24 protein-coding genes and 1 other RNA gene are annotated in these 26,397 nt (G+C 60.2%); 12 read left to right on the top strand and 13 right to left on the bottom strand.

Going from position 1 to position 26,397, the window contains the following annotated elements:
• Positions 1-24 precede the first annotated feature (24 nt).
• From ACSV9I_RS01575 to ACSV9I_RS01560, 4 genes are read right to left on the bottom strand one after another with little or no spacing between them, the layout of a single operon-like run.
• Positions 25-399 (bottom strand): nitrile hydratase accessory protein, encoded by a 375-nt coding sequence (locus ACSV9I_RS01575; protein WP_438326706.1) that lies wholly within the window; start codon positions 397-399, stop codon positions 25-27.
• A complete protein-coding gene (gene nthB, locus ACSV9I_RS01570) occupies positions 386-1,045 on the bottom strand; it encodes a nitrile hydratase subunit beta (RefSeq protein WP_054159444.1) in 660 nt (219 codons plus the stop codon). Before nthB ends, ACSV9I_RS01575 begins: the two co-directional genes overlap by 14 nt.
• Entirely contained in the window at positions 1,045-1,683 is a 639-nt protein-coding gene (gene nthA, locus ACSV9I_RS01565) for a nitrile hydratase subunit alpha (RefSeq protein WP_054159445.1), read from the bottom strand. The genes nthB and nthA overlap by 1 nt, the downstream gene beginning before the upstream one ends.
• Before the next feature lie 9 nt (positions 1,684-1,692).
• On the bottom strand, positions 1,693-2,286 hold the full coding sequence (locus tag ACSV9I_RS01560) for a LysE family translocator (RefSeq protein WP_438326704.1): 594 nt from the start codon (positions 2,284-2,286) through the stop codon (positions 1,693-1,695).
• A 167-nt stretch (positions 2,287-2,453) separates the two neighbouring features.
• Between ACSV9I_RS01560 and ACSV9I_RS01555 the strand changes: the two genes are divergently transcribed.
• The 4 genes from ACSV9I_RS01555 to ACSV9I_RS01540 all read left to right on the top strand — a co-directional run bounded on the left by ACSV9I_RS01555 (position 2,454) and on the right by ACSV9I_RS01540 (position 5,775).
• Positions 2,454-3,299, top strand: a complete 846-nt coding sequence (locus ACSV9I_RS01555; protein WP_438326702.1) for an aldo/keto reductase — start codon at positions 2,454-2,456, stop codon at positions 3,297-3,299.
• Between the two features lie 31 nt (positions 3,300-3,330).
• Positions 3,331-4,629 (top strand): SDR family oxidoreductase, encoded by a 1,299-nt coding sequence (locus ACSV9I_RS01550; RefSeq protein ID WP_438326700.1) that lies wholly within the window; start codon positions 3,331-3,333, stop codon positions 4,627-4,629.
• Positions 4,630-4,632: 3 nt separating this feature from the next.
• On the top strand, positions 4,633-5,112 hold the full coding sequence (locus ACSV9I_RS01545; protein ID WP_438326699.1) for a DUF2269 family protein: 480 nt from the start codon (positions 4,633-4,635) through the stop codon (positions 5,110-5,112).
• A gap of 132 nt (positions 5,113-5,244) precedes the next feature.
• A complete protein-coding gene (locus ACSV9I_RS01540) occupies positions 5,245-5,775 on the top strand; it encodes a metalloregulator ArsR/SmtB family transcription factor (protein ID WP_438326697.1) in 531 nt (176 codons plus the stop codon).
• A 64-nt stretch (positions 5,776-5,839) separates the two neighbouring features.
• Here the strand turns inward: ACSV9I_RS01540 and ilvN are convergent, their stop codons facing one another.
• Both ilvN and ACSV9I_RS01530 read right to left on the bottom strand, forming a co-directional pair.
• The gene (gene ilvN, locus ACSV9I_RS01535) at positions 5,840-6,412 is read right to left on the bottom strand and encodes an acetolactate synthase small subunit (RefSeq protein WP_054159451.1); all 573 of its coding nucleotides are present in this window, start codon (positions 6,410-6,412) and stop codon (positions 5,840-5,842) included.
• A gap of 16 nt (positions 6,413-6,428) precedes the next feature.
• A complete protein-coding gene (locus ACSV9I_RS01530) occupies positions 6,429-8,207 on the bottom strand; it encodes an acetolactate synthase 3 large subunit (RefSeq protein ID WP_438326694.1) in 1,779 nt (592 codons plus the stop codon).
• A 343-nt stretch (positions 8,208-8,550) separates the two neighbouring features.
• Here ACSV9I_RS01530 and ACSV9I_RS01525 point away from each other — a divergent pair, with 343 nt between their 5' ends.
• On the top strand, positions 8,551-10,593 hold the full coding sequence (locus ACSV9I_RS01525) for an ATP-binding protein (RefSeq protein WP_438326693.1): 2,043 nt from the start codon (positions 8,551-8,553) through the stop codon (positions 10,591-10,593).
• 4 nt (positions 10,594-10,597) lie between these two features.
• Here ACSV9I_RS01525 and miaA read toward each other — a convergent pair whose 3' ends face one another.
• Positions 10,598-11,512: a tRNA (adenosine(37)-N6)-dimethylallyltransferase MiaA gene (gene miaA / locus ACSV9I_RS01520; protein ID WP_438327657.1), complete on the bottom strand. Its 915-nt coding sequence runs from the start codon at positions 11,510-11,512 to the stop codon at positions 10,598-10,600.
• On the opposite strand from miaA, the gene serB reads away from it, so the two are divergent.
• The 3 genes from serB (at position 11,511) to ACSV9I_RS01505 (ending at position 15,418) form a co-directional block, all read left to right on the top strand.
• The gene (gene serB, locus ACSV9I_RS01515; protein ID WP_438326691.1) at positions 11,511-12,401 is read left to right on the top strand and encodes a phosphoserine phosphatase SerB; all 891 of its coding nucleotides are present in this window, start codon (positions 11,511-11,513) and stop codon (positions 12,399-12,401) included. The two genes, miaA and serB, sit on opposite strands and share 2 nt — an antisense overlap.
• 8 nt (positions 12,402-12,409) lie before the next feature.
• Positions 12,410-12,955, top strand: a complete 546-nt coding sequence (locus tag ACSV9I_RS01510) for a GNAT family N-acetyltransferase (RefSeq protein ID WP_438326689.1) — start codon at positions 12,410-12,412, stop codon at positions 12,953-12,955.
• Between the two features lie 87 nt (positions 12,956-13,042).
• Entirely contained in the window at positions 13,043-15,418 is a 2,376-nt protein-coding gene (locus ACSV9I_RS01505) for a putative bifunctional diguanylate cyclase/phosphodiesterase (RefSeq protein ID WP_438326688.1), read from the top strand.
• A gap of 3 nt (positions 15,419-15,421) precedes the next feature.
• On the opposite strand, the gene ACSV9I_RS01500 is transcribed toward ACSV9I_RS01505, so the two are convergent.
• From ACSV9I_RS01500 to ACSV9I_RS01480, 5 genes are all read right to left on the bottom strand, one after another.
• A complete protein-coding gene (locus ACSV9I_RS01500; protein WP_054159458.1) occupies positions 15,422-17,032 on the bottom strand; it encodes a Do family serine endopeptidase in 1,611 nt (536 codons plus the stop codon).
• A gap of 302 nt (positions 17,033-17,334) precedes the next feature.
• On the bottom strand, positions 17,335-18,288 hold the full coding sequence (hflC, locus tag ACSV9I_RS01495) for a protease modulator HflC (protein WP_438326685.1): 954 nt from the start codon (positions 18,286-18,288) through the stop codon (positions 17,335-17,337).
• A 1-nt stretch (position 18,289) separates the two neighbouring features.
• Positions 18,290-19,414 carry an FtsH protease activity modulator HflK gene (gene hflK / locus ACSV9I_RS01490; protein WP_054159460.1) on the bottom strand — a complete coding sequence of 375 codons (1,125 nt, stop codon included), beginning with the start codon at positions 19,412-19,414 and terminating at the stop codon, positions 18,290-18,292.
• Positions 19,415-19,571: 157 nt separating this feature from the next.
• A complete protein-coding gene (locus ACSV9I_RS01485) occupies positions 19,572-20,096 on the bottom strand; it encodes a dihydrofolate reductase (protein ID WP_438326684.1) in 525 nt (174 codons plus the stop codon).
• 22 nt (positions 20,097-20,118) lie between these two features.
• Positions 20,119-20,913: a thymidylate synthase gene (locus ACSV9I_RS01480; protein WP_054159462.1), complete on the bottom strand. Its 795-nt coding sequence runs from the start codon at positions 20,911-20,913 to the stop codon at positions 20,119-20,121.
• Positions 20,914-21,028: 115 nt separating this feature from the next.
• Between ACSV9I_RS01480 and ssrA the strand changes: the two genes are divergently transcribed.
• The 4 genes from ssrA (at position 21,029) to ACSV9I_RS01460 (ending at position 22,604) form a co-directional block, all read left to right on the top strand.
• Positions 21,029-21,405: a transfer-messenger RNA gene (gene ssrA, locus ACSV9I_RS01475) on the top strand.
• Positions 21,406-21,570: 165 nt separating this feature from the next.
• Positions 21,571-22,074 (top strand): SspB family protein, encoded by a 504-nt coding sequence (locus ACSV9I_RS01470; protein WP_054159463.1) that lies wholly within the window; start codon positions 21,571-21,573, stop codon positions 22,072-22,074.
• Positions 22,075-22,114: 40 nt separating this feature from the next.
• Positions 22,115-22,303 carry a DUF4169 family protein gene (locus tag ACSV9I_RS01465; RefSeq protein WP_438326681.1) on the top strand — a complete coding sequence of 63 codons (189 nt, stop codon included), beginning with the start codon at positions 22,115-22,117 and terminating at the stop codon, positions 22,301-22,303.
• Positions 22,304-22,355: 52 nt separating this feature from the next.
• Entirely contained in the window at positions 22,356-22,604 is a 249-nt protein-coding gene (locus ACSV9I_RS01460) for a ribbon-helix-helix domain-containing protein (RefSeq protein ID WP_438326679.1), read from the top strand.
• Here ACSV9I_RS01460 and ACSV9I_RS01455 read toward each other — a convergent pair.
• Entirely contained in the window at positions 22,597-26,328 is a 3,732-nt protein-coding gene (locus ACSV9I_RS01455; protein ID WP_438326678.1) for an AsmA family protein, read from the bottom strand. The two genes, ACSV9I_RS01460 and ACSV9I_RS01455, sit on opposite strands and share 8 nt — an antisense overlap.
• Positions 26,329-26,397: the final 69 nt, after the last annotated feature.

The following is a 26,397-nucleotide window of genomic DNA, read 5'->3' as shown; positions in this document are numbered from 1 at the left end:
CGAAACCAGAACAAATCAAGGACATCAGACCCGCAGCGGATCGTTGGCAAGTTCGATCGGCTGCCCATGCGGCGTCGCTTCCGCCGCCCTCTTCCAGCTTTCGGCCAAAGCCTCGACAGTGTCCCGCTCCGCCACGCCTTTCTGCTCCAGAAGACCTGCCAGAGCCGCGACCCACGCTTCGAAATAATCGGAGCCATCCGCGGCCCGCGCGGGTTTATGGACCTCCACCGAAAGCGCTTGTGCCCATTCAGCCCAGGTGAACACGCCCCGCTCGTGAAGATGAACTGTCATCGCAAAGGCTTGCGCCTGCCACGGCTCGGCAAAGGTGGGGATGCCCTCCGGCGACTGCGGCAATCCCGGCAACAGGACAAGATCCGATATCGTGTCACACGCGTTCAAGATAGCTCTCCCAGGCATCGATCGAGACGGTCAGCCTCGGATCCGCCCCCTCGCCCCAGATTTCAGGCGCTGTGAAGACAACGGTGTAAACCCATTCCGGGTTTTCACCCCGCGCATGGGCATTGTCATCCGGAAAGACAAAACCGCCCTGCACGGCCTCAACGATTCCCAACTTCGCCCGCGCGTAACGCGGCAGTCGCGTGTGACCGGTCGGATGGAAATTCTTCGTCCGCACGTGATCTCCAACGGCAAACCGAGGTGCGGTCTCCACAACACGATCGCACGGTCCACCACGTGCCAGCACGCCAGCCACCATGTCGGCCTTCAGGACACGCTTCGGTTCGCGCCCATCCATACGGCTCTGGCCTGTGGCCAGCTCCTCCGCCGAGACGAAACCGTGCCGCTCAAGCAGCATTTCGACACCGCGTATCCACACTTCGTAATAACTTGCAGACAGATAGGCAGCGGGCGGAATGCTCTCGCGCGCATGCCGGCTTTCGTCGATCGTCCAGGCGCCGAAAGCGCCACACGACAACGTAATCCCGAGTGCCCGCTTTTCCCACTCGGCATGAAACCAGGGCTCGTCCACCTCGGGGGCGACCGGACCAAAGCCCATCTGACCGCCAAGATCATGGGGGCCGTTCATCACCTCACCTCCGGCGACAGTGCAAGCCCGGTCCCAATCATGGCGTCGCGCGTCACGAGTGCAGCAAGTTGGTCCTCATCAAGGTCCTCGGTGCCATCGGGTCGCATGGGGATGACGAGATAGCGCAGCTCCGCCGTCGAATCCCAGACGCGCACCCCCATGTTATCCGGCAGATGCGTACCGAACTCGGCCAGCACGCCGCGCGGATCGATGACGGCGCGAGACCGATAGGCAGGCGCCTTGTACCAGACCGGCGGCAGGCCAAGCACCGACCACGGGTAACAGGAGCAGAGCGTGCAGACGACGAGATTATGAGTCTCGGGCGTATTGAATACGGCACGCATATGCTCGCCCTGCCGACCCGTATAACCCAGACTTGCAATTGCGGCGGTCGCATCACGCTTCAGCCAGTCGGCAAAATTGGGGTCGCTCCACGCCTTGGCCACAACTCGTGCGCCATTGCGCGGCCCGACCTTGGTCTCATAGGTGTCCACGATCGCGTCAATGGCCGCCGGATCGATCAGCCCCTTTTCCGTCAGCAGGGTTTCAAGCGCCCTCACCCGGGCCTGCATATCGGAATAGTGGTTGTCATGGTGATGATCGTGATCGTGATCATGGTCATGATGATGGCCTGACATGAGAAGCTCCTATTTCAGCATGGGCCAGAGGCTGAGGACCAGCAAAACCGCCATGGTGATGTTGAACCATTTCAACCGCACCGGCACGGACAGCCAGTCTCTCAGAACCGAGCCGAAGCCCGCCCAGGTCGACACGCTCGGAAGATTAACAGCGGCAAAGACAAGGGCAACGATAGCCACTGTCAAAGCATATTGCTCCGGATTCGGATAGACAGCCATGGCGGTCACCGCCATCACCCAGGCTTTCGGGTTGACCCATTGGAAGGCTGCAGCACCGAAGAAGGACATCGGTTCGGCCTTTGCCTCACCGTCGCTCATCTGGCGCGACGAACCGATCTTCCAGGCAATCCAGAGAAGATAGGCACCGCCGGCAATCTTGAGGCCGATAAAAGCTGGTGGATAGGCAGCAAGCACCGCGCCCAGCCCGAGGCCAACCCCAAGCAGCAGCGACAGAAAGCCTGCGCCGATCCCGACCATGTGGGGAATGGTCCGACGGAAACCGAAATTCACGCCGGAGGCGAACAGCATCATGTTGTTCGGTCCCGGCGTAATCGAGGTGGTGAAGGCGAAAAGAACGAGGGCCAGCATGGTATCCGCCGACATGGATGCAGTCTCCCACAGATTTTGCGGTACCGTAGCTGACCTGTCGCCGGGCGCCAGTGGCATTGTTGTCTTCGTGACAGATTGCACCGCATGGGACGCGAAGCTTTGGCTTGCCTCGACATCAGTGGTCGTTATCCTCGAACCGCAACCACGCCGAGGAGCTTGCCATGCATGATGCGATCCCGACCGTTACGTTTCCGGACGGCAAGACAGTTCCGGCACTTGGCTGCGGCACATGGATGATGGGAGAGCAGCAGGTTGACGCCAAGGCCGAGGTCGCGGCCGTGCGCCGTGCGCTCGATCTCGGCATTGGTGTCATCGACACGGCCGAAATGTATGGGGACGGCGGCGCCGAGCGGATCGTCGGCGAGGCCCTCAGGGATCGACGTCAGGACGCCTTCCTTGTGTCCAAAGTCCTGCCCTGGAATGCGAGCTTCGACGGAACGATCAAGGCCTGCCACAACAGCCTGGACAGGTTGAAGACCGACTATCTCGACCTCTACCTCCTGCACTGGCGGGGCGAACATCCGCTCGCAGACACGGTTGCGGCCCTGGAAGCGTTGAAGGCAGACGGGCAGATCCGCGCCTGGGGTGTTTCGAATTTCGATGTCGAAGACATGGAGGAACTGGTTTCTGTGCCGGGCGGATCGAACTGCGCTACAAACCAGGTCCTGTACAACCTCTCTCGCCGGGGCGTGGAATTCGATCTTCTTCCCTGGTGCCAGCAGCGGGGTATGCCTGTCATGGCCTATTCGCCAATCGAGCAGGGCCGGATCCTCGATCACCCCGAACTCATCCATATCGCCAAGGCCTATCAGGCCACGCCTGCCCAGGTGGCGCTTGCTTTCCTGCTGGAACGCGATGGCGTCATGCCCATTCCGAAGACTTCCAATCTGCAACGCCTGCAGGAAAATCGCGAGGCTGTCGATCTGGACATATCCGACGAAGACTGGGAAAGGCTCGACCTGGCATTCCCACCACCTCAAGCCAAACAGCCGTTGGCGATGCTTTGATCCGACACGCGCAAGACTGGAATTCCCCGCAATGACAATCCTCGTTCTCGGCGCGACCGGCTTTATCGGCCAGGAAGTTGTGCTGTCCCTTCAGTCGGCTGGACACCAGACCATCGGCCTTGGCCGCGATATCCGCCAGGTCAAGGCGCGTTTCCCGAAGGCAGCCTTCCCCAAGGCGGATTGGCAAGCTCGCGACCTCAAATCTCTGCGTGACGCCGCCAGCTGGCTTCCGCTGCTCAAGAGTGTGACTGCGGTGATCAATTGCGCCGGCGCCCTGCAGGATGGATTGCGCGATGATCTCGCAGCCGTACAGACAGAGGCCATGCTGGCCCTTCAGGCTGCCGCAAATACGCTGCCGATAAAGCCGCTGATCGTCCAGATATCGGCACCTGCAAATCTTGCCACCGCGGGCACGCGCTTCATGGAAACCAAGCTGGAAGCCGACCGCGCGCTGAAAGCGTCCGGCCTGCCGCATGTCATCCTGCGCCCGACGGTAGTGGTTGGCCGCAATGCCTATGGCGGTACAGCGCTCCTGCGTGCCATAGCCTCCTGTCCCGGCATCCTGCCCTTGGTCGACGGGGAAACCAGCCTGAACGCCGTCCACGTTACCGACGTCGCCAAGGCCGTCGTCGATGCCGTGGAGGGGCGACTGGATGATGGCTCGGATCTTGTGGTGGCCGGTCAGCCAACACGAACGCTCAAGGAGATGGCGCGCTTCTACCGTGGCTGGCTAGGCCTGCCCGAGGCACCGGTTGTCAACATACCAACACGCCTGACGCGCCCGCTGTCGTGGCTCGCGGACATGGCCGGACGTCTCGGCTGGCGCTCTCCGCTGCGCAGCACCGCGACCCGTATCAGCGGCATTGGCGTGGCACCGGCACCGGATGTGCCGACACGCTGGGCACCGGACCCGATCGTCAGGCTCTCGTCAGAGCCGGCAGCCGTTCAGGACCTCTGGTTCGCCAGGCTCTATCTTCTGAAGCCGCTCATGATCCTGACGGTTTCCCTCTTCTGGATTACCTCCGGCGTGGTGCCTCTCTTTGATCCCGTCCAGACATCGCTCCGCTTCGGCTCCAGCCTCCCGCAGACACCCGCCCTTGCCGTCACCATCCTCACCTCGCTGCTCGACATCGCGCTCGGACTTGCCATCCTCGTCCAACCCTGGGCAAGGCGCGCCCTGCAAGGCATGATCCTCGTCTCGCTGTCTTACCTCCTCGGCGGCACGCTCATCGAGCCCGCGCTTTGGCTCGATCCGCTCGGGCCCCTCGTCAAGGTCTTTCCCTCCATCCTGCTGGCCGTTGCGACACTCGCCGTGTTGGAGGAGCGCTGAGAGATGCTCGAAGAAATCCTCCGCTTCGTCCACGTCATCGGCGCAACCGTGCTTTTCGGCACCGGCGCTGGCATCGCCTTCTTCATGCTGATGGCCCATCGCACGGGAAACCCATCCCATATCGCCCATGTCGCCGGCACCGTGGTGATTGCCGATACGGTATTCACGGCGACCGCGGCGATCCTCCAGCCGATCACCGGGGCATGGCTCGCCCATGAAATCGGCTGGGACCTCACCTCGGGCTGGGTCTTCCTATCGCTCATCTTTTATGTCGTCGTCGGCCTCTTTTGGCTGCCGGTCGTCTGGATCCAGATCCAGCTGCGCGATCTCGCCCGTCAAGCTGCGGCTTCCGGCACAGCGCTCCCGCCGCGCTATGTGAGGCTTTTCCGGATCTGGTTCGCCTGTGGTTTCCCGGCCTTCCTCTCTGTCATGGCCATCCTTTGGCTGATGCTGACCAAGCCGAACATCGCAATCGGCCTCTAAGGTACAGAAAACAGCAAACAGCCCGCAGCCTCTGGATGACAGGCCCTTTACCTCAGTCGCTGAGAAAATTAGGAGTTTAACGAAATCCGGAATAGGGGCCGGATGGATTCGCGATTTCATGCAGGGGGCTACATGGCAAAGCGCAACAAGGGTGGCATCCACCCGATCTTGGACAAATCGACATCACGCGTGTTTCACGCACTGGCATCCGATCCGCGCCGGATGATGCTCGCACATCTCGCGCAATCATCGCTGACCGCAGGTGAAATTGCCGCGCGCTTCGACATGGCCAAGCCATCAATCTCGCAGCATCTCTCGATTCTGGAAAATGCCGAGCTCATCGAAGGCCGGAAAAAGGGCCAGTTTATTCACTACCGCCTGAAGCCGCAGTCTCTGCGCCACGCGCTCGAAGCCATGCTGTCGACGCTTGAGCCAGCGGATGCCGCAGACGTTGTCGGAGAAGACGACGTCGTAGCCGCAGAGCCTGTCATCGGATCAGCCAAGCGCCCTCGCCCGGACAAGTCCAGCAAAAAGCAGGCGCACCCAGAGAGCGCAGGACAGCCAGCGAAACGCGCCAAAGAGAAGGCCGCAAAAGCGGACGTCACCACGCCGACTCCACCGCGACAGATGGGATTGCTCGACCTCCTCGGCATGGAGGCCTGAAAACCAAAGAGAAAGGGCGACCCCGCAGGATCGCCCTTTCACGTTTCGGCAATAACCGAATTCTTTACATGCCTTGTGCGCCACGATTCATCGCGGCGATGCCGGTGCGGCAGACTTCGTTCAGACCAAGCGGCTTCATGATTGAGACGAACTGGTCGATCTTGGAGGATTTGCCGGTGATCTCGAAGATGAAGTGATCGACCGTCGCATCCACCACCTTGGCGTGGAAGGCATCGGCCAGACGCAGTGTTTCGGCCCGCATTTCGCCTGATGCAACAACCTTCACCAGAGCCACTTCACGTTCGATCGGCCGCTCCTGGCCCTGCTCGCGGGCGCGGACTGTGAGGTCAACGACGCGATGCACCGGCACGATCCGCTCAAGCTGCGCCTTGATCTGCTCGAGAACCGACGGCGTGCCGCGGGTCACGATGGTGATGCGCGACAGATGCGCCTCATGCTCCGTCTCGGAAACCGTAAGACTTTCAATGTTGTAGCCGCGACCTGAGAACAGGCCGATGACCCGGGCAAGCACGCCCGGCTCGTTGTCGACAAGCACAGAGAGCGTATGGCTCTCGATGGCTGCGGTTTCCTTCGCGATGAAATAGGCCGAACCGGTCGGTTGAAGATGTGCGTTCATGGTGTTTTCCTCCCGGTCAGACGAGCTGACGACCCTTGGCATCGATGGCATTGGCGACGGCTTCGTCGGTCGCTTCATCCGGCAAAAGCATCTCGTTATGCGCCTTGCCCGATGGGATCATCGGGAAGCAGTTGGCGAGATTGGCGACACGGCAATCGAAGATGACGGGCTTGTTCACGTCGATCATCTCCTGGATAGCCCCATCGAGATCCTCGGGCTTTTCACAGCGCAGGCCAACGGCACCATACGCTTCGGCCAGCTTGACGAAATCAGGCATGGCTTCCGTGTAGGAGTTCGACAGGCGGTTGCCGTGCAGAAGCTGCTGCCACTGCCGAACCATGCCCATGTACTGGTTGTTCAGAATGAAGATCTTGATCGGCGCATTATACTGGATGGCCGCCGACATTTCCTGAATGCACATCTGGATCGAGGCGTCGCCGGCAATGTCGATGACCAGGCTTTCCGGATGCGCGATCTGCACGCCGAGTGCCGCCGGCAGGCCGTAACCCATTGTGCCGAGGCCGCCCGAGGTCATCCAGCGGTTCGGCTGCTCGAAACCGTAGAACTGGGCTGCCCACATCTGGTGCTGACCGACTTCCGTCGTGATGTAGGTGTCGCGGTCCTTGGTCAGCTCATAGAGCCTCTGCAAGGCGTATTGAGGCATGATGACGTCCTTGGACGGCGAATAGGCGAAGGAATTGCGGGCGCGCCATTTGGTGATGCTCGCATTCCAGTCAGCGGTCTGGTTCGCTTCCGGCTTCTTCGGCAGGGCGCGCCACGCTCGAACCATATCTTCGAGAACACGGCCGATATCGCCGAGGATCGGCACGTCGACGCGGACATTCTTGTTGATCGACGACGGATCAATATCGATGTGGATCTTCTTCGAATTCGGTGAGAACGCATTGAGGCGGCCGGTAATGCGGTCGTCGAAACGCGCGCCGATGCAGACCATCACGTCGCAATCATGCATCGCCATATTCGCTTCGTAGGAACCATGCATGCCAAGCATGCCGAGCCAGTTCTTGCCCGAAGCCGGATAGCAGCCAAGACCCATCAGGGTCGAGGTGATCGGAAAATCGGTGAGCGAAACAAGCTCGCGCAGCAGCTTGGTCGCCTCAGGGCCGGAATTGACGACACCGCCACCGGAATAGATGATCGGTCGACGGGCACCCGCCATCAGTTGCACGGCAGCGGCGATAGCGCCTGCATCACCCGACAGCTTCGGCTGGTAGCTCTTGGCCGGCTCGTGTGTTTCGGGCGGCGTATAGGTGCCCGTAGCGAACTGAATGTCCTTGGGGACATCGACGAGGACGGGACCTGGGCGCCCGGACTTTGCAATCCGGAATGCCTCATGAATGATGCCGGCAAGCTTGTTGACGTCCTTGACCAGCCAATTGTGCTTGGTGCAGGGCCGGGTAATGCCGACGGTGTCGCATTCCTGGAAGGCGTCAGAACCGATCAGCGCTGTGGGAACCTGACCCGAGATACAGACCAAGGGAACGCTATCCATCAGCGCATCCTGCAGCGGCGTCACCGCGTTTGTGGCACCGGGACCGGAAGTGACAAGCATAACCCCGACCTTGCCGGTCGAGCGCGCATAGCCTTCTGCGGCATGGCCCGCACCCTGTTCGTGCCGCACGAGAATATGCTGGATATCGTCCTGCTGGAAGATTTCGTCATAGATCGGAAGGACCGCACCGCCGGGATAGCCGAAGATGTGCTCGACGCCGTTGTCCTTCAGCGCCCGCAGAACGATCTCGGCGCCCGTCATCTGATTGTCTTTGCCCGTCATGCTGTGTTTCCGTCCGCCTTTGTGGATTTGGGGCACGAAGCCCGGTTTTAGGCATAAAAAAAGGCCCCTTGAGGAGCCTGTCTTCTAGCGCATGGGTGGCTGTCGCCGGATGGTCACACCATCCTGCCCATGCGCTTTCCCACCACGATAAGTACCATCGAGTTTTTCATGCGCGAAGTGTTAGACAGAAAGCGCCCAAGCGTCAACGCATGTTTCAGGATTATTTTCGCCCTTTTGCGCAGTTTTCTTTCTTCCCCTCCCCTGGGTCCGCCTCCAGCTCACACCGGCTACACAAAATCTTAAACGGCTTCTTTCATCATGAGGCGAGCAGGGAGAATGATAAGTGCCGAACAACGAACTTCACGACTCCGCCGCGGTCAGCGATCAGGATCGCCGCGATGGCATGCGCCCGGGCAACCGGATGCTCGGCCGTGTCGTCGCCTGCAGCGGCTCGCGCGCAACGATTGCAGCCGTCGCCGAGCGAGGCGGCACCGACCTCACGGAGTTGTGGTCCGTCGGGCGCCTGATCTCGATCGATGTGGGTCGCAACCGGGTCGTTGCCCTCGCCTATTCCATGCAGACAGAAGGCAAGGATTGGGGTGAGACAGCCGACAACCAGTTCCTCATCGAAGTCGAGCTCCTTGGTGAAGTGAACGTCGGAGATAACGGCTCCGAACGCTTTTCGACGGGTATTTCCCGCTATCCCTATCTCGGCGCCGTAGCCCACCGCATCCGTGCCTCCGATCTCGTCCGCATCTATGATTCCGGCCAGAGCGACACCTGCGTCATAGGAAAGCTCACCCAGGACGAAAGCATCGATGCCACGATCCACATTCCATCCATGCTGTCGAAGCACTTCGCCGTTGTCGGCTCGACCGGCGTCGGCAAATCGACAGCCGTTTCTCTCCTGCTGCGCAAGGCGATCGAAAGCGATCCGAAACTGCGCATCCTGATTCTGGATCCGCACAACGAGTTTGCCGCCGCCTTTCCAGACCTCGCGGTCGTCGTCGACACCGACACGCTGGACCTCCCCTTCTGGCTGATGCGGCTCGACGAGTTTGCCGAGGTTCTCTTTCGCGGCCGACCACCGGTCCCCGAAGAGCTCGATGCGCTCCGCGACCTTTTGCCTGAAGCGAAGCGCAGCTTCCGCGGCAATGAAAACGCCTTGATGCGGCGCATGGCCGATCGCAATGCGATGACCGCCGACACCCCCGTGCCCTATCGAATGGCAGACCTTCTGGCCCTGATCGATGAACGCATCGGGCGCCTCGAAGGCCGGGACGAGAAGCCGCATCTGCGCTCGCTGAAGATGCGCATCATGTCGGCGATCAACGATCCCCGTTATCATTTCATGTTCTCCAACAACACGATCAGCGACACGATCATGGAGACGATCGCCCATGTCTTCCGCATCCCCGGAGACGACCGGCCGATTTCGACGTTCCAGCTGGCCGGGATCCCTTCGGAAGTCGTGAATTCGGTTGCCTCGGTTCTGTGCCGCATGGCCTTCGAATTGGCGCTGTGGTCCAACGGTGCGGTGCATATGCTTGTGGTCTGCGAAGAAGCACACCGCTACGTGCCAGCAGATCCAAGCCTCGGCTTCTTCCCGACGAGACAGGCAATTGCCCGTATCGCGAAGGAAGGTCGTAAATACGGTGTATCCCTCGGCGTGATCACCCAGCGCCCGGGCGAGCTTGACCAAACCATCCTGTCGCAGTGCTCGACGCTGTTTGCCATGCGCCTTGCCAATGATCGCGACCAGGAAATCATCCGCTCGGCCATCCCTGACAGCTCGATCTCGACCACCAGCTTCATCTCTTCCATTGGCAATGGAGAGGCCATTGCCTTCGGGGAAGCCATTTCGGTGCCGATGCGCATGCGCTTCAGCCGGGTGGAGCAGTCACAATTGCCAAAGGCGAACGGCCTGACGGTCAAATCCAGCGACGAAACGCCGGATACCGTCGACCTCCGCTCGATTGTCGGACGCATGCGCTCGGTCGCGCAGCCGGACATTGCCGCATTCCAGCAGAGCGTCGAATCCACCTCTGCTGCGGGTCGAGGCGCCCGGAGCGGACCCTATGACGATGACGATGCGGATGATTACGGCTCCATGGCTGCCCCAACAGCACCGGCACCTCCGCCGCCGACCTATGGTGCTACGGCGCGAACCACATTCAGCGCCGCAGATACCCCGCCAATCGAACCCTATCGACCCGATATGCTGCCTCAGGTCGGCCAGCAGGACCTGCGCCCACGATCGGCGCTATCGGGATTGACGGGTGGCGAACCGGCTTTCGGCAGCGCTCCCGTGCGACGCGAGAACGGTCCGTCATTGCGGGAAAGCCTGCTCAAGAAGCCACTTTCGACGCTCTACAAACGGGATTGAGAAATCAATCGAGCGAGATGCTGGCGGGGTCCACGCGCCGCCAGCTGTCATCCATTTGATTTCGAAACCAGGTCATTTGCCGCTTGGCATACTGGCGTGTCGCCGTCGCGGCAGAGACAACGGCTTCCTCACGGGAGACCTCCCCCCTCAACATCGCCTGGATCTGGCTGACGCCGATGGCCCGCATTGCTGGCAGGTCAGGCGAAAGCCGCATGGCAAGCAGGGCTTTGACCTCATCAATCGCACCACTGTCCATCATGGCTGAAAAACGCCGGTCGATGCGTCCGTAGAGTGTCGCGCGGTCGGGCAGGACCACCAGCTTCTCGGCACGATCCGGATCGATCAGGCAAGGACCGGTCTTTGCCTGCAATTCGCGGATCGAAGACCCGGTCGCCTCTAGGATCTCCAATGCCCTGACGATCCTCTGGCCATCGCGGGCCTGAAGCTTTTCAGCAGTCCTCGGATCGCGTTCAATCAGGCACTGATAGAGCGCTTCCGGTCCCTCCTGCAGCAAACGGGTTCGGTATCGCTCGCGGATATCGGCCGGGATTGCCGGCATATCTGAAAGACCACCAGTCAGCGCCTTGAAATAGAGCCCGGTTCCACCGACGATGACAGGCAATCGCCCCACATCCCGCAACTCGTCGAGCAACACCGTGACATCCCGAAGCCACTCGCCTGTCGAGTAGGGCCTGGACGCCGGCACATGGCCGTACAGACGGTGATCAACGCCCTGCATTTCCGCGTCATCAGGGCGCGCAGTCACGACTTGCAGCGTATCATAGACCTGCATGCTGTCGGCATTGATGACCACACCGCCGGTGCGACGGGCGAAGGCCAGGGCAAGTGCAGACTTGCCGCTCGCGGTCGGCCCGGTTATCAGGATCGCATCTTTTTTGTCGTCAGGATCTTCCATCATGGCTCTCGTTGCCACGCTTATCGCCAATCCGTCAAATCCCATTCTGAGCGTCGCGCTGGCCGAAAAGGCAGCAGACGCAGTCGGGTCGCGCTACCTCTACTGGCTGGCCGACGGCGTGGCTTGCGATATTGCACTTCCCGATGGGACAGATGGAGAGCAGGCAGACAAAATCCTGCGTGAGATTGTTGCGGGCCTGCCCGTCGATATCGCTGTCCAGGTCGCAGAAGACCGGCGCAAGTCTTTCCTGATTGCCGACATGGATTCCACTATGATCGGCCAGGAATGCATCGATGAACTCGCCGCAGAAGTTGGCTTGAAGGATAAAGTCTCTGACATCACCGCCAGGGCCATGAATGGCGAGATTGCCTTCGAACCGGCACTTCGCGAACGCGTTGCACTCCTGAAGGGCTTGCCGATCGGCGTGGTCGACGAGGTCATCGCCAATCGCATCACATTGACGCCAGGCGGCATGGAACTGATCGCAACCATGCGCGCCCGGGGATACCATACCGCCCTCGTCTCAGGCGGGTTTACGGTCTTCACCTCACGCATCGCCGCAACGCTCGGCTTCCACGAAAATCGAGCCAATGTGTTGATCGAGGAAAACGGTGTTCTCACCGGTGAAGTCGCCGAGCCAATCCTCGGACGCCAGGCCAAGGTCGACGCCCTGCTCGAGATCAGCGAACGCCTCGGCATTACGCCGGCAGACGTCATCGCGGTTGGCGACGGTGCGAATGACCTCGGAATGCTGGGCGTGGCAGGATCCGGCGTCGCGCTCCACGCCAAACCAGCCGTCGCCGCAGAGGCGAAGATCCGCATCGACCACGGCGACCTCACAGCCCTCCTTTACCTGCAAGGCTATCGTAAGTCCGAATTCGTCTCCGGCTGAGACATTCCATGGAGATCGTCACGGAACGTCTTGTCCTTCGAAACTGGCAGGAGGAAGACCGGAACCTGTTCCGCGAGATCAACCGGGACAGCAAAGTGATGGAGTTCTTTCCATATCGCCGGACGCATGGCGAGGCCGACATGATGATGGACAGGATTCGAGACCAGATTGCGCAATCCGGCCTCGGCCTTTTTGCGTTAGCCGACCGCCATACCAATGAAGCGATGGGTTTTTGCGGGGTGAGCCCCGTCGATCTTCCGGGTATCCTCCCAGCCGATGCCTGCGAGATCGGCTGGCGCACAGCCACCCGTTTCTGGGGCAAGGGTTTTGTCACGGAAGCAGCGTTGGCTGTTCTTGACCACGCCTTCAGCAATCACCGGCTGAAGGAGATTTTTGCTTTCGCCGTTGCGCATAATCGCCGTTCGATTGCCGTCATGGAACGGATCGGGATGCAGCGACTGGAGGACAGGGATTTCGATCATCCCCTTGTGCCAGTTTCCCATCCGCAACTGAAACCCCACATTCTCTACAGGGCCACCCCCAATAATGCGTGAAATATCCGAAAAGCCGACAACGCTAACGGAAGAATTCAGACGCATTTAAGCATTCCCTCCTATAGTTGCCCCATGCAAACACCGACAATGAACGCTCGGCCAGGCACCATGGCGAATTGGTATCAGCGCTTCCTCCATCTGGGGGAAGAAGGTCAGTCGCGGGACGAGGCTCCGCGTGTCCGGGCGATTCGCATGGCGATCGTTGCTGGAAATACGCGTTGGATGATGGCCGCAAACCTCCTGAATGCGGTCGTCACGATGGGGGCCTTCTGGGATAGTCCCGCAGCACTTCGTGTGAATATTGTCTGCTCCATCCTTGTTGCATTTGCCCTTCTGGCAATCTGGTCGTCACATCGCCGCCGTCATCTGCCGCCAAGAGACACCGCAAGCATTCGCGGAACACGGCGTGCCGTGATGCATGCCGCCCTTCTCAGCGGGTTGTGGGCCGCCATCGACGTGGTCGCTTACGCGCAAGCAGACGAGACGCAAAGATTGATTCTGATGGCGCTGACAGTGGGTATGGCTGGCGGCGGCGGCTTCGCTCTCGCCACGATCCCGCCAGCGTCGATCGTCTTCTGCGTGACGATCGGGGTCGGTGCCGTCCTTGCACTCGCCAGCTCGCCATCGGTATTCAACATCTACCTTGTCGCACTGTACGTCATCTTTGCCGCCATCATCATCAGGTCTTCCCTCAGCGTCTGCCACAGCCTGACCGAACGCGTCCGCGCCAAGATGGCAGCAGATGAACAGCGAGACGTGATTGGGCTGCTCCTCAACGACTTTGAGGAAAACGCCGCCGACTGGCTCTGGGAGACAGACGACAACCTGCATCTCGCACGGATTTCTAACAGACTGAGCCAGCAGCTCGACGTGCCGGAAAACCTCCTCCTCGGCAAGCGACTGCAAGATATCATGCCGTTCGCGACTTCGAGCCTGAACGGTATGGAAGGCATGGACTGTCGCGAGCAGTTCATCATTCGCCTGGAAGCGCGTCAGTCGTTCCGCGATATCGACATCTGCATCGAGATTAACGGTGAACTGGCCATATGGTCGATGACCGGCAAGGCGGTCACGAATGCAGAAGGGCGGTTCCTGGGGTATCGCGGGGTTGGCCGCGATGTGACGGCAAACCGTGAGGCAAGGATGCGCATAGAGCATCTCGCCAGACACGATTCGCTGACGGAACTCGGTAATCGTGTCCTTCTCGGAGAAGATCTCTCGCGCGCAGTCACGAGACTTGAACGTTTTGGCGACAGCTTTTCAGTGTTCCTGCTCGATCTCGATCGGTTCAAACAGGTCAACGATACCCACGGGCATGCCGGTGGCGATGAACTCCTGCGCGAGATCGCCAAGACGCTCAGGCAACTGTGTGGAGAAGACTGCACGCTCGCACGCCTTGGCGGCGACGAATTCGCCATACTGCAGATGTCGATCAACGATGCGCGCACCTCAAGTCTTCTGGCGTCTCGCATCATAGAGCGCCTCGAGAAGCCCTTCCACCTGAGCACGGGCACAGCAATGATCGGCGTCAGTATCGGCATTGCCTTTGCGCCCACTGATGGCACGAGCGGCGACCAGCTGATGCGTCACGCCGACCTCGCTCTTTATCGCGCAAAGGAGGACGGTCGAAACAGATATCACTTCTTCGACCAGTCGCTTGACGCAGCGTCCCGCCGCCGCAACTTGATCGAAAACGAGCTCGCGCTCGCCGTTTCCCAAGGCACACTCGAACTCAGGTTCCAGCCGCTCGTATCCACACAAAGCGGGCAAGTGGTCGGTGCGGAGGCACTGCTGCGTTGGCGTCACTCGCAACTTGGACCGATCAGCCCGGCGGAATTCATACCGATTGCCGAGGAAACCGGTATGATCACCAGCATCGGCGCCTGGGTCCTTCGGGAAGCCTGCAAACTTGCCGCACGCTGGCCATCCCATCTTCGTGTCGCCGTCAATCTGTCCTCCCGGCAGTTCCTGAGCCCCGGGCTTTTGCCACTGGTCGAGAGCGCCCTGAAAAACAGCCAGCTTCCACCCGAACGCCTCGAACTGGAAGTGACCGAAAGCCTGTTGATGGACTCGACTCTTGGTCTTGAGCATACGATCAAGGCGCTGCGCGGCTTGGGGCTAAAGATCGCCCTGGACGATTTCGGGACCGGTTATTCCTCGCTCAGCTATCTGCGACGCTACACCTTCGACAAGCTGAAGATTGACCAGTCCTTCATCTCCGATATCGAGACCAATCGGGAAGGACGGGCAATCGTCGAATCGATCATCCGGCTGGCCCGAGATCTGAATATGGTGGTGGTGGCGGAAGGCATCGAAACCGAGGGCCAGCGCGAACAACTTCGCACGCTCGGTTGCGAACAGCTCCAGGGTTACCTTCTCGGAAAACCGATGCCGGTATCAGAATTCGAAGCCCATGTCGCAAACCAGCTGGCTCTGGCACCGGTCAAGCGGCTGACCGCCTGAACGCTATTCCAGCGGCACTGCGACAAGCTTCAGATTGCCGGATTTATCGGCAATCATCAGATATCCGCTCCGACGGCCCTCGCCTTTGATGGAGGTCAGCTTCTCGGCAACCTGCTGGGGCGTCCGCATGAACTCCTGCGCCACTTCAACAATCACGTCACCGACCTTGAGGCCTTTGCCCTCGGCCTTGGAACCGGGCAGAACGCGGGTGATCAACACACCTTCAACGCCCTCGGAGATCCCGAAAGCCGTCCGCTTGGCGTCATCAAGGATCGAGATCTCGACACCTATCAGACCCTCCGTGACGGGTGCTGCGTTGGCAGCGTCGGGCGCTTGCGGCTCAGTGACCTCCTGTTCAGTCTCGTCACCAGGAACCTGTTCGCCATCAGGCTCTACACCGGGATCGGCATTGGGATCTGTGCCCTGATCGGCATCCGGATTGGAGCCGTCAGTCTCGGGTTCGGCAGGCGTCGATGGCTCGTCACTGGCATTGGTGGCAGCGTCGTCTTTCAGTTCGCCGAGCGTGACCTTGAGAGACTGCTCCTTGCCGTCGCGCAGCACGACCACATCCAGCGCCTCGCCGATCGGACTTTCGGCCACGATCCGGGTCAGGTCGCGGGTCTCGCCGATATCGCGGCCGTTGAAGCGGATGATGACGTCACCGACGACGATCGGCCCCTTCTCGACCGGACCGCCCTCAACTACGCCACTGATCAATGCCCCCTTGGGGCGCGGCAGGTCAAGGCTGCGGGCCAACTCGTCGGAGACAGGCTGGATGCGGACGCCGAGCCAACCGCGGCGCGTCTCGCCGAACTCGATCAGCTGCTTGACGATGTTTTCGGCAAGCTCTGTCGGCACGGCAAAGCCAATGCCGATCGATCCACCGCTTGGCGAGATAATCGCCGTATTGATGCCGATGACTTCGCCGTCCATGTTGAACAGCGGGCCGCCGGAATTGCCCTTGTTGATGGCTGCATCGGTCTGAATGAAGTTGTCGTAAGGGCCGGCATTGATGTTGCGACCGCTAGCAGAAATGATGCCGACTGTGACCGAGCCTCCGAGACCGAAGGGATTGCCGATGGCCATGACCCAGTCACCAATGCGCATCTTGCGGGAATCCCCGAACTTGACGGCAGTCAGCGGCTGCGGCGGCTCGACCTTGAGCACGGACAGGTCGGTCTTCGTGTCGGTCCCGATCAGTTTCGCCTTCAGTTTTGAACCGTCGGAAAAGATCACCTCGATATCATCGGCGCCCTCGATGACGTGATTGTTGGTGACGACGAACCCGGCCGGATCGATGACAAAGCCGGAACCGAGCGAATTCACTCGGCTGTCGCTGTCGCCCTCTTCCCGGTTTCGGTAGAAGTCCTCGAACAATTCTTCGAAAGGCGACCCTTCCGGCACTTTCGGCACCGGTCCCTCGCCCTCTTCCTTGACGCTCTGCGAGGTCGAAATATTGACCACCGCGCCGAGAAGGCCGGATGCCAGGTCCGCGACAGACTCGGGACCTTTCGCCTCAACGGCGGTTGGCACAGTAACGGTACCCCCACCCAGCACACTGCCGAGGATCAGAGCCGGCAGAATGATTCGCGACGTACGGGCGGAGTAAAACATCGGCGTCCTCGTTGAATTGTCAGACTTCATTGCGAACATAAGGCGGAAAGAGCAATGGCAAAATCACAATTGCCGGAAGACGCTACAACCCGCTTGCGACCAGATCTTGTCATTTGCCCGGAACGATGAAAATCGTCGGAGGCGTGTAGGCGTCAAGGACGGTAGCGATTTCTGAAAGCGAATCCCCACGTCCTGACAATCCGCAGACCCCAGAACGAAACAAGGGGCTGGCGGCAGGGCCAGCCCCTCGATGTTTTGAATGATAGCTCCTGCCCCATGGCAAGAGCCGCACCGGTCAAAGTTTAATTGCTGGCCGGCGCTGCCGGTGCACCAGGAGCGGCTGGAGCAACCGGAGCCGCACCACCCGTCGTCCCGCTCGAACCTGCACCGCTATTGAAGTAGCGGAAGAAGTCCGAATCGGGCGACAGCACCATGGTCGTGCCCTGATTGCTCATGGAGCCGACATAGGCACGCATCGAACGGTAGAATGCGAAGAAATCCGGGTCGCGCTGGAAGGCATCGGCAAAGATGCGGTTCCGCTCAGCATCGCCCTCACCGCGCAGGATTTCCGAATCGCGCTGCGCATCCGCCTGCAATTCGACGACCTGACGGTCGGCGATCGCGCGACGGCGCTGGCTTTCCTCATTACCGCGGGCGCGGATGAATTCTGCCTCAGCCAGACGCTCGGCCTTCATGCGCTGGAAGGTCTGCTGCGACACTTCCTGCGTCAGATCGGTCCGGCGAATGCGCACGTCGGTCACCGCAAGCCCGAGGCTCTCGGCAGCCGCCTGTAGATCATTGCGGACATCCGACATCATCGAGCCGCGTTCTTCCGAAAGCGCAGCATCGAAGTTGCGCAGGCCGTAGACCCGTCGCAGAGCCGCATCGAGGCGGGTACGAAGGCGCGATTCTGCGGCCTCCCGGTCTCCCGATACCGTTTCGCGGAAGCGACGGGCATCGGTGATGCGGTAGACGGCGAATGCGTCGACTTCATAGAACGCGCCGCCGCGAACCTGGACACGAATATCCGGAAGATCGAAGCGCAGTGCACGGTCCTCGACATACTGGACCCGATCCGCGTCCATGAAGGCAAACGGCAGCTTGAAGTAGATACCCGGCTCTGCCTTGACGTCCTGGATCTGGCCGAAACGCAGAACGATGGCCTGTTCACGCTCGTTGACCACGAAGATCGAGGAATAGGCGAAGAACAGAACGGCGCCGAGCGCAATGATGAAATAGGGAAGGCGGTTCGACATGTCAGTTGCCTCCCGTGGTGGTCTGGCCGGCGGGCTGGTTGCCCGGCTGGCGCGTGATCTCATTGAGGGGCAGATAAGGCACGACGCCCTGCTTCTCGTCGATGATCACCTTGTTGGAGTTGCGCAGCACGTTTTCCATGGTTTCGAGATAGATGCGCTGACGGGTGACATCAGGCGCCTTGCGATATTCGTCGTAGATCGAGACGAACCGCTGGGCCTCACCTTCCGCTTCCTTCACCACCTGATCCTTGTAGGCGGCGGCTTCTTCCCGGATCTGGGCTGCCTGACCACGAGCCTGACCGAGGCGCTGGTTGGAATACTGGTTGGATTCTTCGACGAAACGGTCTTCGTCCTGCTGCGCACGCTGTACTTCTTCGAAGGCCTCGGCCACTTCACGCGGCGGCGCGGCGTCTTCAATCGGAACCGCGTTGATCGCGATGCCGGCACCGTAATTGTCCATGGTGCCCTGGATGATGGCACGAACCTGGGTCGAAATCTCTTCGCGATTGTCGCGGAAGACGTCCTGTGCCGGACGACGGCCAACCACTTCACGCATGGCGCTTTCGGAGACCTGCTGAAGCGTCTGGGCCGGATCTTCGAGGTTGAACAGATAGGCCTGCGGATCAGAAACCGTGAACAGAACCGAGAACTGGACGCTGACGATGTTCTGGTCGCCGCTGAGCATTAGGCCTGCGCCCGGATTGCTCGACGTGGCGCGGCTCCCGACATTCTGCTGCTGCTCGGTGACCTTGACGATCTCGACCTGCTCGACAGGCCAGAGATGGAAGTGCAGGCCCGGCATGGCAAGCTCTTCCTTCGGCTTGCCGAATTGAAGTTCGACGCCGCGCTCATCAGGCTGGACGGTATAGATCGACTGAACGACCCAGAAAGCGACCAGCACGAGACCTACGATCACAAAGGCGCCGCCGTTGAAGCCACCCGGGACGACGTTCTTCAGCCGATCCTGACCCCGGCGGATCAGATCTTCGAGGTCTGGCGGCTGATTGCCGCCACCACCGCCACCGCCGCGCGGGCGGTTCGGCCCCTGCCCCCAGGGACCCTGATTATTGCCGCCACCGCCGCCCCATGGACCGCCGCCGCCGCCGTTCTGATTGCTCCAGGGCATTCATACCTCTTTGTGTGAAAAATTCGCTCCCGAGTCCTCGAGCCGCCCGGCATCATCGAAACGCGCCATGCGGAAGGTTGAAGAGGTTATAGGTATACGGCATCGCGCTTTCAACGCGAGCCGCTCAACTTCTTGCAGTCACAAGGCAAAATTTGCGTTATCGGGGCATTCTGCGACGGTATATCGCGTATCTCGTCGGGTAATTGTCGACTGGGCCGGCCGGAATTTGCATTTCACTAACCATTTCGAAGACAGCGTCATCTATCGCTGGGAAATGCGTATCTCCCTCGAGATCGGCTTCGACATGGGTGACGCAAAGCACATCAGCCAGCGGCAAGGTTTGGCGATAGATCTCCCCCCCGCCAATGACACAGATCTCGTCAACACCTGCGGCCCGGGCCAGCTCACGCCCGCGCTCCACCCCTTCTTCCACGCTCCGCACCGTCTCGACGCCCGGCATGGCGAAGGTCGCATTGCGGCTGACAATCACATGCGGCCGACCCGGCAGCGGCTTGGACCCGAAGCTCTCGAAGGTCTTCCGCCCCATGATCAGGGGCTTGCCCATGCTGAGTGCCTTGAAGCGCTTGAGATCGGTAGACAAGCGCCACGGCATGTCCCCGTCACGCCCGATCACACCGCTCTTGGCAACCGCGACGATGATGGCCGTCTTGATCGTGGTCATGCTTTCACCCCCCGTCGCCGCATCAAACAGCGATCGGCGCCTTGATGCTTGAATCAGATTCATAACCGACGAGCGTAAAGTCCTGATATTTGAAGGAAAATATATCCTTCACATCAGGGTTGATCTGCATGACAGGCAGTGTTTTCGGCGTGCGGGTCAATTGCAGCTGAGCCTGCTCGAAATGATTGGCATAGAGATGCGCATCGCCGAGCGTATGGACAAAATCGCCCGGCTTCAGCCCCGTGACCTGAGCGATCATCATCGTCAGCAAAGCATAGGAGGCAATGTTGAAGGGCACGCCGAGGAAGATGTCAGCAGATCGTTGATATAGCTGGCACGAAAGCTTTCCATCGGCGACATAAAACTGGAACAGGCAATGGCATGGCGGCAGCGCCATGTCATCGACGAGGGCCGGATTCCAGGCGGACACGATATGCCGGCGCGAATTCGGATTGGTCTTCAGCCCCTCGATAAGCTGGGCGATCTGGTCGATATGCCCCCCGTCATAATCAGGCCAGGACCGCCATTGCGCGCCATAGACCGGTCCAAGGTCACCGTTCTCATCGGCCCACTCGTCCCAGATGCTGACCCCGTTCTCACGCAGATAGGCAATATTGGTCTCGCCCTTCAGGAACCACAGGAGTTCGTGAATGATCGACTTCAGATGCAGCCGCTTCGTCGTGATGACGGGAAACCCTTCAGACAGATCGAAGCGCATCTGGTGCCCAAAGATCGACCGCGTACCGGTCCCAGTCCGATCGCCGCGATCGGTACCCGTTTCGAGCACGTGTTTGAGAAGGTCGTGATACTGCTGCATGAGCCCGTCCGGATTCGTTTTCGGCCCCTACCATACCGCCAAGCGCCGGTGAGACCAAGCTGCAGCAGGACTTATCCCCGGCCACCGCTAGGCCCATGCGCGAAGTTTTCGCAGCCCTCTTTTCATCGCCGCGTGAAACACCTATATCACTCGTGCCGGGGCTTGCTCCGGCTATGGCAATAAACGGTCGGTGTAATAAACCTATTGGACCCGGGGGCGGTACCCGGCGCCTCCACCAAAAACCGGTCGGATCTGATCTCTGATCAGGCCGGCTTTTGATGGGGGCGAAATAGGATCGACAAGGGCGTAAAGATCGAACTTTTGCTCGGCATGATACCGCCGTTATCGGGTCACAAGTGTAGTTGCAAACGACAACAACGCTAAGGGTTATGCTCTCGCTGCCTAATGGCGGTGCGGGAAATCCGAACCAAGTCCTCTAGGTTAGCCCCTTGAGGCGGGGTCCGAAGGCACCTGGCAACAGAAGCCTTCACCTTTCCCGACTTTCACTCCGTCATTTTCTCCATGCCGCCCCGCCTATCAGCGGTTCGGAAAATGGTGTATCCTGTCTCGACGCAATCCTCTCGGCGGGGCTTTTCCAGCATCGTCCGCCGTGGCATATAGCCCGCAAACAGGCATGACAGAGAAAGACAGATTCTGATGGGGCACGACCACATTCGCTACGACATTCTGGCCCAGGACGCGCTTCGCGGCGTCATTCGCAAGGTCTTGAGCGAGGTGTCTGCCACCGGCCGGTTGCCGGGTGATCATCACTTCTTCATCACCTTCCTCACGGGCGCGCCCGGTGTGCGTATTTCCCAACACCTGAAGTCGAAATATGCCGAGCAGATGACAATCGTGATCCAGCACCAGTTCTGGGAGCTGAAGGTCACCGACAGTCTCTTCGAAGTCGGCCTCTCCTTCTCGGACACGCCCGAAAAGCTCGTTATCCCGTTCAATGCGATCCGTGGCTTCTATGACCCGTCGGTGAATTTCGAACTGGAATTCGACGTGCCGCTGGTTGAGGAAGAAGAAGACAGCGCAGAGATCACCGCCTACCCTGTCGATGCCGTGGCCAAGACGGAAGAAGGTGAAGCGCCCAAGTCTGAAGAAAAGAAGGAAGGCTCCGTCGTATCACTCGACGCCTTCCGCAAGAAGCAATAGCCGTACGGACGCGCAGCGGCTGAGGATCGGGAGAGCCTTTATGGCAGACGTGGTCAATCTCCGACAGTTTCGCAAGGCAAAGGCCCGTGACGAAAAGCAGGCGCTTGCCGAGCAGAACCGCATAACCTTCGGCCGGACCAAAGACGAAAAGACGCTGACCCGGACGCTGAATGAAAAGGCTGCCCGGGATCATGCGCAAGGGCGGCTCGAAAAGCCCTCGGACGATTGAGCGTCAGGCCCACGCAGACGTGCGCGACAGGATCTCCCACAAGGGCTGAGCAATGCCTCGGAAGCAGTCCATCACCCTTCATGGCCACCGCACCAGCTTCTCGATCGAGGGTCCGTTTCTCGATGAGCTTCGCGCAATCGCCGCTGAGCGCGATCTAAGCTTTGCAGCGCTTGTGGCCGAGGTCGATGAAAACCGCCCAGACGGCGCCAATCTTTCATCGGCCTTGAGGCTTTATGTCCTCAATGCCGTCAAAGCCCGCGCTGCAGCACCTAACCAGCCATTCCCCACCCCGGTCAGTTGACGCCGGGAAGCCCCTCGAAACGCACATCCGGCAATGGCTGCCGCACCACACGCTCTGCAGGCGGCGTCGGCAGTGCAGGTGCGGGTACCACGCTCTGTGTCGTTGGCTCGGCAGCAGGCGGCACTGGCTGAGCCTGCCCCTGGTTTGCTTGTTGCTGCTGGGCAGCGGCAGCCTCCTCGGCTGCCTGCTTCTCGGCTGCGGCCTTTGCTTCTTCTTCCCGCTTCGCGCGCTCGGCATCCAGACGCGCTCGCTCTTCAACGCGTGACCGCGTGAGCGCCGCCTCGCGCCTCAAGCGCTGCTTCTCCAAGACGCTGGATTGAAGCGCCTCGACACGACGACGTTCGGCCTCAAAGGCCCGCAGAGATAGAAAATTGGTAAGTTCCGTAACATCGAAACCAACGGCGGGATTGACGGCCTGGCCTGTGACGAAGAGACGGAGGGCAGGTTCCGCCCCCTCCATGGCCGCATCGCCTGCCGCAAGTGCCGCCCGCAATGCGGCTTCAACTTCACCTTTCGACAGATCGATCCGGAGGTCACCGGCGAGCTTGGCGGCCTCAGTCTCGAACGACGCGTTCTGCACGCGAAGAACTCGATCCGACAAGGCGACAGACAGCTGCAGGCCATCCAGATTGCTTCCGCCCTGCGTAGCTGACGCTTCAACCAGTCCCTGCACGGCGGTCTGGTCGATCTTGGTTCCGAGCGCATCCGCCTGTTTGATGATCTCAGGCATAATGGCGAAATTTACACCGGACAGTTCAAGGCGCGGGAATTGTAGTTGGCCTGATCCATTGGCCGCACCGATCAATTCACTGACACTGGCGCCGGCGCCTTCCGCATTGAAGGTAAGGTCTGCCCGGCCAACCAGAGCAGATGAACGCTCCAAGCCACGCTCTGTGCGCAAACTGTCAATGGTGCGCGCCACGTCCGCACCCTTCACGTCGAGCCGCATTTGCATAAGCCCTGCGCCATCTGCATTGGAAAGTGCCACCCGTCCGGCCACAGCACCGCCCAGCCATTCACCCTTGGCGGCCTGCAAAACGAGCTCCCCCGACTTAAGGCTGAGGGAACCGGAAAAATTCGCCACCGCCTCAAGCATCCCGATCCAGAGACGGCCGGCGGTCAGCTCAACGGCAACGTCGACTGGCGGCAAGGATCGCCCGAGCGGCGCGCCGGACAATGCGCCAGTTTGGGGATCGCGCAGTGGGCCGATGATGGTTTCAGCCAGCCAGTCCAAATCAATCTGGTCGGCGGCGAGCGTTCCGGTCAGCATCGGACGGGGCTGGGTGAGGTCGACCTGCAACTTGCCCTTCACCGGCTGGTCGGCGATCGTCGCGGTAAAATCATCCAGCACGATTTTGCCCGCATCGAAACGCAAGGCGACATTCCCCTTGACCGGCAGTCCAACTTCCAGCGCGGGAAGATTGCTCTTGAGCGCCATCAGATAAGGAGCAAAATCGGTGCTGTCGACACCGATGGTCCAGTTGCCGGACGTGGGCAGTGCGCCGTCAAACCCAGCCGCTTCGCCATTCAGCGCAACACGCGTTTCACGCCCCGCATACGAGAGTGTAACCGCGGCAAGCTTTGGATCTGTCGAATCGACCTTGAGCGTCAACGTTCCGCCGTCCCCGATTGGATATGGTAATGGGTCTAGACCCATCTGACCGAGAAGGATCAATCCGTCGTCATTCTGAAGGCTAACATCCAGCACTCGCTCCGCAGCATCAGGCTGGCGGAAATTGCTGTTGCTATAGCGCAAGGAAACCTGACTTGCGTTCGCTCGGCCATTGCCCGTCACCGTCAGTGACGATGCCTCGTCCACCGCCACGTCGAAGGTGACATCCGCGTCTGCATAAAATGGTGCGGCAGCGGACAGTCTCCCCAACACCGTCGTTTCCGGGAAGCGCTGCTTGACGAACTCTAGGAACCGGCTCGGATCAGCTGCCGTGAACGTTGCTCTGGCCTTACCCTTGGGCTGCGCACGACTGCCCTCAAAACTGCCCGTTACTCTTAGGGCAGCACCTTCAACATTCCCGATGTTCAGGCGTTCCACATCGAGACGACCGCCTGCATAACGCAGGATGGCATCGACCTTGCCAGCCGTGACGCCCAGGGCAACCATCTGATCGATTTCGAGCCGTGCTGCGACCTTCTTCGCCAGGATCTGCTCGGCATCGTCTTGACCGGTTACGAGGGCGGCAATCGCCCGTGCCGCATCGAGATCGAGCATCTTGCCGGCCAGATCAAGCGACAGGCTGCTTTCGCCATTCTTTGGCGATTCCCGTTCAAGACGACCTTTCAAAGGATCCGCACCGACCGCCAATTCAAGATTTTCGAACCGCTGCAATTCCGTCGTCAGGTTGACCTTGGCCGAAAGGCCGGCCGACTTCAGCTGACGGATAGCGGGATCGACTTGGCCCGAGAGCCATGTCGCGAGTCCGGAAGGCTGGGTCGAGGCAATCAGCAGATCCCCTTCGAACGAAGGCGAACCCGCAAGCATCAACCGACCCTTCGCCTCCACCTGCGTGCGTCCGGGCAATACGGCAACTGCATTCTCCACCGTCCAGCCCTGCCCATCCGGGCGGACATCGAGCTGGATGTCGCGAAAGACGGAATCCCCGGCAACGATCGCCGGCAGGCGTAAACGCGCCTGCCCCGGCACTTTCGGGATCGGGATCTCGGCTGCTGTCTTGAGCAGGATGTCGAGCCTGCGCTGCAGCGACATTGTGCCGACCCGCGAGGTTTTCGCGCGGGTTCCTTCAGCCGCAAGCTTTGCGACATCGACCTGCTGCCCTTCCGCGACCAGGCGAAATTCGGGTTTTGCACCGGTATCGAGTTTAGCCTCCCCGGTAATCACGTAAGGGTCTTTCGTATCGCCGATTTCCATGCGGTACGAGGCGATGGAAATGCTTTCATTCGTCAATTCGACATCACCGCGGATGCGCGGCTCCGGAACCTGAGGATCACCCTTTTCGGCTGTCTCACCAACGGATGTCCGCAGCTGTGCGTCGAACCGGCCCTGATAGACAGGGCGCTCCTCCCTCAAGGCCAGCGAACCATCAACCTGCACGCTGAAGGGACGGGCGTCTGGCTCGAGGCGCAGTCTGAGGGGCAAGGCGTCACTGGCGATCTCGGCGGTGTTGAGCGTGAAATGACTCGCCTCGCCGTCCATGACGGCGCGCCCGTCAATCGCCCATGGGCCAGCGAGCGACCGTGCAGAGACATTCGCGTCGAGACCGGTGATCAAGCGGTTGCGACCAGTCTGCTGGTCGATGAATTCAATCTGACCACCGGTGACGGTGACCTTTTCCAGAACGACGATGCGGGCCGGCATGCTCGGCTTGCTGCCGCGCAACCAGTCGAGCGTACCATCCTGCAGAAGGCGGATCCGAGCCTTTGGCTCATCGATGCGCATGTCGAAAATCCGCACCTCACCCGAAAGCAAGGGGGCCAGTTCTGCGTCGAGCGAAAATCGCGCGACATGGACGAGCGGCGAACCGTCGACATCCGTACCCACGGTCACGTCTTCCATCGTCAGGGACGGAAATGGCAGCAACCGCGCGCTGACCGCACCGTGAACTGTAACCTTCTTGCCGAGAATTTGGCTCGAACGATCCTCGAACTCCTGGCGGAAACTCGTCCAGTCCACGAAAAAAGGCGCGAAAAGGGCCACGAAGAGTGCAATGACGAGAAGGCCGCCAAGCGTAACCAGAATGCGTCCAAGCACCGAATGCAGCTCCCTTGTCTGTCCCGCGCAGGGTAACGAAATTCACCTGCCGGGCAACCTGCGAACTTT

The sequence above is a fragment of the Rhizobium sp. G187 genome, assembly GCF_051549525.1.
Lineage (GTDB): Bacteria > Pseudomonadota > Alphaproteobacteria > Rhizobiales > Rhizobiaceae > Allorhizobium.
This window is presented reverse-complemented; position numbering and strand designations above follow the sequence as displayed.

What these genes read in the sequence shown, in the direction of transcription:
- nthB (WP_054159444.1), bottom strand. Translation starts at nt 1,045, where the DNA reads ATGAACGGCCCCCATGATCTTGGCGGTCAGATGGGCTTTGGTCCGGTC.
- nthA (WP_054159445.1), bottom strand. Translation starts at nt 1,683, where the DNA reads ATGTCAGGCCATCATCATGACCATGATCACGATCACGATCATCACCAT.
- ACSV9I_RS01560 (WP_438326704.1), bottom strand. Translation starts at nt 2,286, where the DNA reads ATGTCGGCGGATACCATGCTGGCCCTCGTTCTTTTCGCCTTCACCACC.
- ACSV9I_RS01555 (WP_438326702.1), top strand. Translation starts at nt 2,454, where the DNA reads ATGCATGATGCGATCCCGACCGTTACGTTTCCGGACGGCAAGACAGTT.
- ACSV9I_RS01550 (WP_438326700.1), top strand. Translation starts at nt 3,331, where the DNA reads ATGACAATCCTCGTTCTCGGCGCGACCGGCTTTATCGGCCAGGAAGTT.
- ACSV9I_RS01545 (WP_438326699.1), top strand. Translation starts at nt 4,633, where the DNA reads ATGCTCGAAGAAATCCTCCGCTTCGTCCACGTCATCGGCGCAACCGTG.
- ACSV9I_RS01540 (WP_438326697.1), top strand. Translation starts at nt 5,245, where the DNA reads ATGGCAAAGCGCAACAAGGGTGGCATCCACCCGATCTTGGACAAATCG.
- ilvN (WP_054159451.1), bottom strand. Translation starts at nt 6,412, where the DNA reads ATGAACGCACATCTTCAACCGACCGGTTCGGCCTATTTCATCGCGAAG.
- ACSV9I_RS01530 (WP_438326694.1), bottom strand. Translation starts at nt 8,207, where the DNA reads ATGACGGGCAAAGACAATCAGATGACGGGCGCCGAGATCGTTCTGCGG.
- serB (WP_438326691.1), top strand. Translation starts at nt 11,511, where the DNA reads ATGGCTCTCGTTGCCACGCTTATCGCCAATCCGTCAAATCCCATTCTG.
- miaA (WP_438327657.1), bottom strand. Translation starts at nt 11,512, where the DNA reads ATGATGGAAGATCCTGACGACAAAAAAGATGCGATCCTGATAACCGGG.
- ACSV9I_RS01510 (WP_438326689.1), top strand. Translation starts at nt 12,410, where the DNA reads ATGGAGATCGTCACGGAACGTCTTGTCCTTCGAAACTGGCAGGAGGAA.
- ACSV9I_RS01505 (WP_438326688.1), top strand. Translation starts at nt 13,043, where the DNA reads ATGAACGCTCGGCCAGGCACCATGGCGAATTGGTATCAGCGCTTCCTC.
- ACSV9I_RS01500 (WP_054159458.1), bottom strand. Translation starts at nt 17,032, where the DNA reads ATGTTTTACTCCGCCCGTACGTCGCGAATCATTCTGCCGGCTCTGATC.
- hflC (WP_438326685.1), bottom strand. Translation starts at nt 18,288, where the DNA reads ATGTCGAACCGCCTTCCCTATTTCATCATTGCGCTCGGCGCCGTTCTG.
- hflK (WP_054159460.1), bottom strand. Translation starts at nt 19,414, where the DNA reads ATGCCCTGGAGCAATCAGAACGGCGGCGGCGGCGGTCCATGGGGCGGC.
- ACSV9I_RS01485 (WP_438326684.1), bottom strand. Translation starts at nt 20,096, where the DNA reads ATGACCACGATCAAGACGGCCATCATCGTCGCGGTTGCCAAGAGCGGT.
- ACSV9I_RS01480 (WP_054159462.1), bottom strand. Translation starts at nt 20,913, where the DNA reads ATGCAGCAGTATCACGACCTTCTCAAACACGTGCTCGAAACGGGTACC.
- ACSV9I_RS01470 (WP_054159463.1), top strand. Translation starts at nt 21,571, where the DNA reads ATGGGGCACGACCACATTCGCTACGACATTCTGGCCCAGGACGCGCTT.
- ACSV9I_RS01465 (WP_438326681.1), top strand. Translation starts at nt 22,115, where the DNA reads ATGGCAGACGTGGTCAATCTCCGACAGTTTCGCAAGGCAAAGGCCCGT.
- ACSV9I_RS01460 (WP_438326679.1), top strand. Translation starts at nt 22,356, where the DNA reads ATGCCTCGGAAGCAGTCCATCACCCTTCATGGCCACCGCACCAGCTTC.